Here is a 7924-nt window from a genome sequence, read left to right as displayed (position 1 = left end):
GCACCCGAAGGTGTTCGAGCGCTTCTATTCCAACATGGTGCGCGGGGGCGAGGCCTCCGGCTCGCTCGAACTAATCATGCAGCGCATTGCTTCGTTGATGGAGCGGCGCCAGACGCTGCGCTCCAAGGTCACCAGCGCCATGATCTACCCCTCGCTGCTGCTCATCATGGGCATCGGGGTCGTGGCGGGCCTGATGCTTTTCCTGATCCCGAAGCTCACCGAAATGTTTGCCGAAAGCGGGCAACTGCTGCCGGCCTCCACCCGTGCGGTCATCGCCATGAGCGAATTCAACCGCGACTACTGGTGGTTTGCCCCCATTCTGGCCGTTGGCGGGTTCGGCGCGTTCAAGTTTTTCACCCGCAGCGATGAGGGCAAGATCAAGTGGGGTCTCCAGATGCTGAAGGTCCCGATGCTCGGCCGCCTGATCGCCGAGGCCGAAACCAGCCGCTTCTGCCGCATGCTCAGCGCGTTGCTCGATGGCCAGGTACCGATCCTCCAGGCCATTTCCATCACGGGCGGAACGCTCTCCAACCCCGCGTTGCGCCATCTGATGAACAAGGTCTACGAAACCGTGCAGGCGGGCCGCCCGATGGGGCCGCTGCTGCAGCAACACCCCGAATTCCCGCGGTTGGCCTCGCGCATGGTGACCATGGGCGAGGAGTCCGGCGAGCTCGGGACCATGCTCAACAAAGTGGCCGACCGCTACGAAGAGAAGGTCTCCGCCACCACCGACCGCTTTGTCAGCGTGCTCGAACCGATCATGATCGTTGTCATGGGGATCTTTGTCGCCTTCATCGTCATCGGTATGATGCAGGGCATGATGGCCATGAGCACCGGCGGCCGCTGACCGAAGCCTATCGAACAGGCAAGAACGAATATTGAATGAACATGGAGGCAAGTGATGAACGATAAGAAGAGAAGACAACGCAAATCCGGCTTCACCTTGGTGGAACTCTTGGTGGTGATCGTGATTTTGATGGTGATCGGGACGATTTCGATGCAGACGTTTCGCAAAGAGCCCGACAAGGCGCGCGTCCAAGCGGCGCGGACCTCGTTCAGCCAGCTCGAAACCGCGCTCGAACGCTACAAGCTCGACATGGGGCGCTATCCCGCCGAAGAAGACGGGCTCGCCGCGCTGGTCTCCGCGCCGGACGAGGACGACGGCTCCTGGGGCGGCCCCTACATGCGCAAGTCCAAGGATATCCGCGATCCGTGGGGCAACGAATATCTCCTCAAGGTTCCCGCGTCCGACGGCGGCGACTATGAAATCGTCTGCCTCGGCGCCGACGGCGCAGAGGGCGGCGAAGGCTTCAACGCCGATCTTTCGAGTATTGATGAGTGACGAGTGAGACGTGATGGGTGATGGGCGGAAATCTGGGTTTACCTTGGTGGAACTGATTGTTGTTTTGGCAATCGTAGCCGTTCTGGTCACCATCGGCGTTCCGGCGCTTGCGGCGTTTTCGTCGCCAAAGGAAACCCTCCGGAAGGAGGGGCGCAGGGTGATGCGGCTGATGAACGAGGCTCGCCAGGTGGCGCAGAGCCGCAAAATCCGCATCGAAATCCGCATCGATCCGGTGATGAACGAGTTGCGCGCCGTTGAATCGAACGCCTACCGTTCCCTGATGGCCAACCATCCCGACGGGCTGATCGACCGCCAGGACGAGGACTGGCTCCTCGCCATGAGCAACCGCTATGAACGCACGGTGGCCTTTGGCGAGGAGATTGGGCTCGAAGGGTTTTCCATCGAGGATATCGAAGCGCCTTTCCAGGAAGACGATGCGTTCCGGCGTCTGGATCGGGTAGGGGATTACGAGGTCAACGAAACTCCCGAAGCGGAAACCGTTGCCCTGGCGTTTTCCCATTTCGGCGGCAGCGACGGCGGCGGCGTTTCCCTGTTTTACAAAGAGACCACGCTCAACATCGCCGCCGACATCCTGACCGGAAAACCTAAGGTCGTGAACCGGCGAACGGGAGAGCCGGCGAGTGGGAGAGGGGGCGCATTGTGAAATTCACCCCTGATCCCTCGCTCAAAAACGGGTTTACCGTTTTAGAGATCCTGGTTGCGCTGCTCGTCTTCGCCATCGGCGTGGCGGGTATGCTGGCGACGTTGACGCACCACATGAAGGAGGTGTCGCTCTCCGAAGACCATGCCCGCGGCGTGCGGATCGCGCAGCGCGAAATGAATGCGCTCCGGCGGCTGAAATATTTGCCGGCGATGGAATTGACCGGGGCCGAGGGGCGCTATGTCTGGAGCGCCACGGTCGAGGAGGCCGACTACGACGAGCTTCCCGGCATCGAATCGAGCGAAGTGAGCAGCTCCCGCGCGCTCCGGCCCTGCACCATGACCGTGCTGGTGCAATGGAGCGATGCCGAAGGCGGCGAGTTGCGCAGACGGGTTCGTTTTGAAGGCATGGAACTATTTCAAAGACGCTAGGGCGAATAACGAACAAGGAATATCGAATGCCGAAGGGCAGTACATTTCAAGTTTCAAGGTTCAAGCTTCAAGCTTCGAGGGGGGGCTTCACCCTGCTGGAGCTCCTGGTTGCCTTGGCGCTGCTTGCCATTCTCTCCGGATCCATCGCGGGGGTGCTGAAGAATTCGGCCGATTCGGTGGCGCAGGGCACTGCGGCGATGGATCAGCTGACGCGGCTGCGGTCGCTCGAAACCGTGCTCGGCGGCGCGTTGCGCGATGCGCAGATCTCGCAGGTTTCGACTCTGGAGCGCAGTCTGCTGGCCGACGACCCGAGCTATGACGCGGCCAACGGGCGCTACCGTTTCCGCGGCGAGGAGCTCGCCCTGGGTTTCGTGCTCGAACGCCCGTTTCTGGAGGCCGAATACGACGGCTACATGCATTGGATCACGATCGAGGTGCGCACCGACGAAGCCACCGAGAGCCAGAGCCTTTGGATGACCGACACCTCCTACCTCCAGGGCATCGACAACCCCGTCGGCCCCGATTGGTCCGATGCCGCGCTCGACGAGGCGTGGAAGCCCGTCAAGGAAGTGATGCTGCTGGGCAACACCCGGGAGATCTTTTTCCGCTACTGGAAATTGCAACAAACCGGCATGACCGACGAGCCGGAAAAGGAGGAGATGGAGTTCGACGACATCGACACCGACTATTCCGTCCGCCTGCCCGATTTGATCGAGCTCGTCATGTCCGTCCCCAACCTCGGTACCGAGTCGCTGATGTTCGACTACTCGATTCGCCGTAAAGGAATCTAGCCACGGATGTACACGGATAAACACAGGTTATTTATTGGAGCGCCCCGGAAAGAAATCCGTGTTCTTCCGGGAGCATCGGTGGCTTCGAATCGCAAATCGGGGTCCGCGCTGATCATGGTTTTGGCGGTGGTGGTGGTGCTGGCAGTGCTGATCACGGGGTTCGGGGCCGATATGAAGGGCGAAGTGAAAGCGGCGGCCGGCCACTACGACGAGGCGCTCAACTTCCAGCTGGCCCGCTCCGCCTTTGCCTTGGCGCGCATGGAGCTCAACCGCAAGGATACCTCGTTCTATTCCGACGACTATGGCAATGCCTTCTTCGTCAAGGATGCCAAGGACTACGAATCCGAAATCGAGGAAATGATGCTTTACCGCCGGGGGCTGGAGATCGGCCGCGGGCTGGCGGCATATCGAATCCTCTACAAGCCCAACGCGCTCGATCCCAACGAAGTGAGCCACAACGACTGGCACCGCCTGCTCGAAGTCGCCTGCGGCATCGAGGAGGGCGAGGAGCGCAATGCCTTGGTCGACGCCTTCCACGACTGGATCGATACCGACAATCTGGCGCGCGCCAACGGCGCCGAGGCGGAGTTCTACCAAAGTCTCGAACCGCCGCGCCATGTCAAGAACGGCCCCGTTTCCAGCTACGAAGAGATCCTGCTCGTCAACGGCTTCACCCCCGAAATGCTCTATGGCTACAACCACCCGGTGCGCATCGACGACAACATGCTCGTCGGCGGCGGTCTGCTGCGCTACTTCATCGGCGACAACTCGCCCGAGGCGAAGGCTTCCCGCAAATACATCATCGACGGCATTGTTCCGGCGGAAGCCGCCGACCGGCGCGCGGACCGCCAACGCTTCCGCAAGGTGGAGCAAAAACCGAAAAACCTCTACCTGATTGCCCAGGGCTATGTGCCGGAAAATGCGCTCGACGAGGACGACCTCTATCTGGAAGACGACGAAGAGGGCCAGCAGACGGAACCCGTCTATCGCTCGCGCCACATCATCCTCGTCCGCCTCGTCCTGTCGCAAAACACCTACCGCATCGACCAAATGCTTGAAAACGCCCCGGCCGAAAACATCGAACGCATCTTGGCGTACGGGGTTCCGGGCGAAGAGATTTAACGATTAACCGATAACGGGTAACCAAACGATGAATGCTAAAACAACGATGTGCATCCTGTTCCGCGACGAGACGGTCGACGCCGTTTTCATTGACCGGAACATGCTCGGTGCGCAAATCAAATTCATGGAACGGCTTCCGCGCGACGAACTGGTGTTCGAGGAGATCGCCAAGCTGATGCGCTCGGTCGAAAAAACCCCGGCGCGCGTGCTGCTGTGCGTGCCGCGCGACCTGGCGATGCAGCGAACGCTGCGCTATCCCGCCATGGCGCCCGCCGATATCGCCAACATGATCCAGTTCGAGGCCACGCGCCACGTACCGCTGCCGGAAGCCGACCGGGCCGTGGCCTGGGTGGCCGTCGAGGCCCCCGAGGAAAAGCAGGTGGTGCTCAACCTGGTTGCCGCGCGCGACGCCGATATCCGCGAGCTGGTCGCGAATTTCGAAGAGGTCGGGGTGCCGATCGACGAAGCCCTGCCGTTCAGCGCCGCGCTCTATTCCGTGCTGGGGAGCGTGCCGACGCTGCTGGTGGTTGCCGATGGGCGCCATCTGGAGCTGTGCCTCTACGGCCAGGGGCAGTTGCAGGATTCGCAGCTGATTCCGGTCAATGTGCCGGGCTTCAGCCCGGAGCGGGTGCTGACCGCGGCGCGCCAAATGGTCGTCAAGCATCGCGCCTGGCTCGGCATGGAAGGCATCGGGCGAGTGATGCTGACGGGCGGCGCGCGCTTGTCGGACGCGTTCGAAGCCGACTTGGGCGCGGCGTTTGGCCTGAATGTGCAACCGTTGGCGCTGCCCGAGGAGCTTGCGGCGGTCGACGAGCCGCTGACCGATGCGTTGCTGGCGGCTTCGTCGGACCTGCCGATGGATCTGAACCTGATCGAACATTCGGGCCGCAAGGTGCCGATCGGCAAGCGGACCATCGTCGTTGCCGCGCTCTGCGCCTTGCTGGCGATCGAGCTGGTGGCCTGGTTCGGGTTCAAGACGGCGGCGCCCGCGTTGCAGCGCAAGCAGGTGGCCGAGGAGATGGCCAAGATCCGCCGCCGCGCCGCCCCGATCCAGCGGATGCAGGACCGCAACCGCGAAATGCGCAAGCAACTCTACCGGCTCGACCAAATCTGCAATCTCCACATCGGCGCCATGCAGGTGCTGGGCGGGCTCAGCGAACTGCTTCCGGAGGACAGCTATCTCTATTCGCTCTACTACAGTAACGGAACGCTCTATATCCGCGGCCATTCCAAGGAGCCCGACCGGTTGCCCGGGTTGCTGCAGGATTCGCCCTTTGTCGAAGGGATCAGCAAATCCGACATTGGCAAGAAAGAGGGCGACTACCATTCCATTTCCATGACTGTTACCATGAGGACTCCCGATGAAGAAACCGACATTTAAAATATCGCGCCGCGAAAAGATCTATCTGGTCATCGGCGGGGTGGCGTTGCTGATCGGGGGGGGGATCTATCCCGCGCTCCGGGCCGCGACGGCGTTTCGCCAAGGGCAGCTCGAGAGCCTGCAGGACGAAATCGCGCTGCTCGAGGATCTCAATGCCGTGGTGGCCAATGCCCGCGCCATCCAGCAGGAAAACGAAATGTTGCGCGACGAACTCAGAGGCGCCGGCGAGTTGCTGTTCCCGCCGATGGAAAACCGCATCATGATGCAGTCGAAAATGACCAAGTTGCTCAACGAAATGGGCCCCGACCTGGATCTCGAGGTTTCGGCGGGCCGCTCGACGATCGGCGATTCGACCACCCAGATGAACCTCTCCGTCCGCGGCCGCGGCCGCTATCCGGAGCTCCTCAAGTTCCTGCACCGCTTGGAAACCTCGCGCCCGCTCATTTTGGTCGATTCGATGTCGCTGAACGCGCCGCGGCCGAAAAAACCGAACAACAGCAAGACGTCTACTTCGGGCAATTCGAAAAAGGCGCCCGAAAAAACGAAGGACCCGAGCATGCAGTTCCGGCTGTCGATCCAGATCCATATGCAAGCCGGAGAGGAGGGCGGGGCATGAACCTGGACATTTCGAAATACATCGTTCCCGTGTTGGGCATCGCTTGCGTCGGCGGCGTCGTGCTGGTGGCCTCGGGCATGCGGCCCCCGGTTGCGGTCGATGCCGCCGGTTCGGCCGGCACCCTCGAGGCGCGCGTCCCGAAAAACCTCGTTCTGGGCACCCCGGTGCCGACGATGGAGCAGGTGGTGGCCAAGCACCTGTTCGTGCCCGAGCGCATCGCAACCGGGGAAAACGCCTTCCCGGATCTGCTGGTCAAGGGCGTCTATGTCGGCGAAACCCAGCGCAACGCCGTCTTTTCGCTCAAGTCCAAGCCAGACGCCAACCTGCGCGTTTGGCAGGGCGACGAAGAGGCCGCGCTGGCGCAGGTGCTGGACGAGCGCGATCCGCGCCAACCCATCGTCGATTTCCTCGGCGAATGGAACATCAAATCGATCGACTTTGCCGGCGTTACGTTCGAGCACCTCTTCACCGGGGAAGTCGAAACCTACGAGGTGGACTACAAGCCGCTGAAGCACGCCAAGGCCAGCGCCGAGGCGGGATATGGCCAAGGCTACTTCGTCGATGCCGTCGCCGGCGGCGCCAAGGCCGCAACGGCCAAAGCCTCGGCGGGACGGGCGAATGCCGCCCAAAGCCGCGCCCCGAGCGGCGCCACGCAGGCGATTGCGGGGCGGGTGGGGCAATATATGCAGACGCTTTCGCCCCAGCAACGCCAGCAGTTCTTGCAGCAGCTCCAGAAGCAGAATGCCGCCTCCGGCAAGAAAAACGACGCTTCCCAGCAGAACAACGCTTCCGGCAAAAAGTCGTCCGCTAACCAGAGAAGCGGCGGCAACAGCGGGGGGAACCGGCGCTAAACGGAATTTTCCAACCTTTGAAGGTGGAAAAGCTTAGGCCAATCCCTATTATTCCCTCTCTTTTACATGCGTGGTTTATTTCGACCGCGAAGACACGAAGATGCCGGACGGCATGGAATCTTTGTTTCTTTGCGTCTGCGCGGTCATTTTTTATGGAGCAGGGACAATGAACGAAAACTATCCTTTCAATGAAATCGAATCCAAGTGGCAGAATTTTTGGGACGAGAACGGCGATTTCAAGACCGATCTGGCGTCGGCGCAAAACCCGTACTATTGCCTGATGATGTTCCCGTATCCCTCCGGCAAGCTGCACGTCGGCCACGGCCGCAACTACATCATCGGCGATGCCGTCGCCCGCTATAAGAAGATGCAGGGGTTCGACGTGCTCACGCCGATGGGCTGGGATTCGTTCGGCCTGCCGGCCGAAAACGCCGCCATCAAAACCGGCACCCCGCCGGCGGAATACACGCTGGGCAACATTGCCCAGATGAAGCAGCAGCTGCGTGCCTGGGGCTGCATGTACGACTGGGACAAGGAAGTCACCTCCTGTCTGCCGGAATACTACAAATGGACGCAGTGGCTCTTCCTCCAGTTCTACAAAAAGGGTCTCGCCTACAAGAAAAACTCCAACGTCAACTGGTGTCCTTCGTGCGCGACCGTGCTGGCCAACGAGCAGGTGGTCGATGGCGCCTGCGAGCGCTGCGACTCCGAAGTCGACCAGAAGTCGAT

The 7924-nt window shown here is 61.1% G+C and carries 10 protein-coding genes; all 10 read left to right on the top strand.

Annotation, left to right across the window (positions count from 1 at the left end; all coding sequences use genetic code 11):
• On the top strand, nt 1–847 hold an 847-nt coding region (locus ABYO54_RS11205; RefSeq protein WP_372808336.1), incomplete at its 5' end, for a type II secretion system F family protein.
• Between the two features lie 54 nt (nt 848–901).
• Nucleotides 902–1342, top strand: coding sequence for a type II secretion system major pseudopilin GspG (gene gspG / locus ABYO54_RS11200; RefSeq protein ID WP_372808335.1), 441 nt, complete (start codon nt 902–904; stop codon nt 1340–1342).
• A 13-nt stretch (nt 1343–1355) separates the two neighbouring features.
• Nucleotides 1356–2006: a prepilin-type N-terminal cleavage/methylation domain-containing protein gene (locus ABYO54_RS11195; protein ID WP_372808337.1), complete on the top strand. Its 651-nt coding sequence runs from the start codon at nt 1356–1358 to the stop codon at nt 2004–2006.
• Entirely contained in the window at nt 2003–2434 is a 432-nt protein-coding gene (locus tag ABYO54_RS11190; protein ID WP_372808334.1) for a prepilin-type N-terminal cleavage/methylation domain-containing protein, read from the top strand. Before ABYO54_RS11195 ends, ABYO54_RS11190 begins: the two co-directional genes overlap by 4 nt.
• A gap of 26 nt (nt 2435–2460) precedes the next feature.
• Entirely contained in the window at nt 2461–3225 is a 765-nt protein-coding gene (locus ABYO54_RS11185) for a prepilin-type N-terminal cleavage/methylation domain-containing protein (RefSeq protein WP_372808333.1), read from the top strand.
• Nucleotides 3226–3303: 78 nt separating this feature from the next.
• Nucleotides 3304–4347, top strand: coding sequence for a hypothetical protein (locus ABYO54_RS11180; protein ID WP_372808332.1), 1044 nt, complete (start codon nt 3304–3306; stop codon nt 4345–4347).
• A gap of 28 nt (nt 4348–4375) precedes the next feature.
• Complete coding sequence (locus ABYO54_RS11175) at nt 4376–5728, top strand: hypothetical protein (protein ID WP_372808331.1); 1353 nt, start codon at nt 4376–4378, stop codon at nt 5726–5728.
• On the top strand, nt 5709–6344 hold the full coding sequence (locus ABYO54_RS11170) for a GspMb/PilO family protein (RefSeq protein WP_372808330.1): 636 nt from the start codon (nt 5709–5711) through the stop codon (nt 6342–6344). The genes ABYO54_RS11175 and ABYO54_RS11170 overlap by 20 nt, the downstream gene beginning before the upstream one ends.
• Nucleotides 6341–7195, top strand: a complete 855-nt coding sequence (locus tag ABYO54_RS11165) for a hypothetical protein (protein ID WP_372808329.1) — start codon at nt 6341–6343, stop codon at nt 7193–7195. The genes ABYO54_RS11170 and ABYO54_RS11165 overlap by 4 nt, the downstream gene beginning before the upstream one ends.
• Nucleotides 7196–7361: 166 nt before the next feature.
• The coding region (locus ABYO54_RS11160; RefSeq protein ID WP_372808328.1) for a class I tRNA ligase family protein at nt 7362–7924 on the top strand (563 nt) is incomplete at its 3' end.

Origin of the sequence: Pontiella sp., assembly GCF_041622395.1 — a bacterium.
In the GTDB taxonomy this organism is placed as follows: Bacteria; Verrucomicrobiota; Kiritimatiellia; order Kiritimatiellales; family Pontiellaceae; genus Pontiella.
This window is presented reverse-complemented; position numbering and strand designations above follow the sequence as displayed.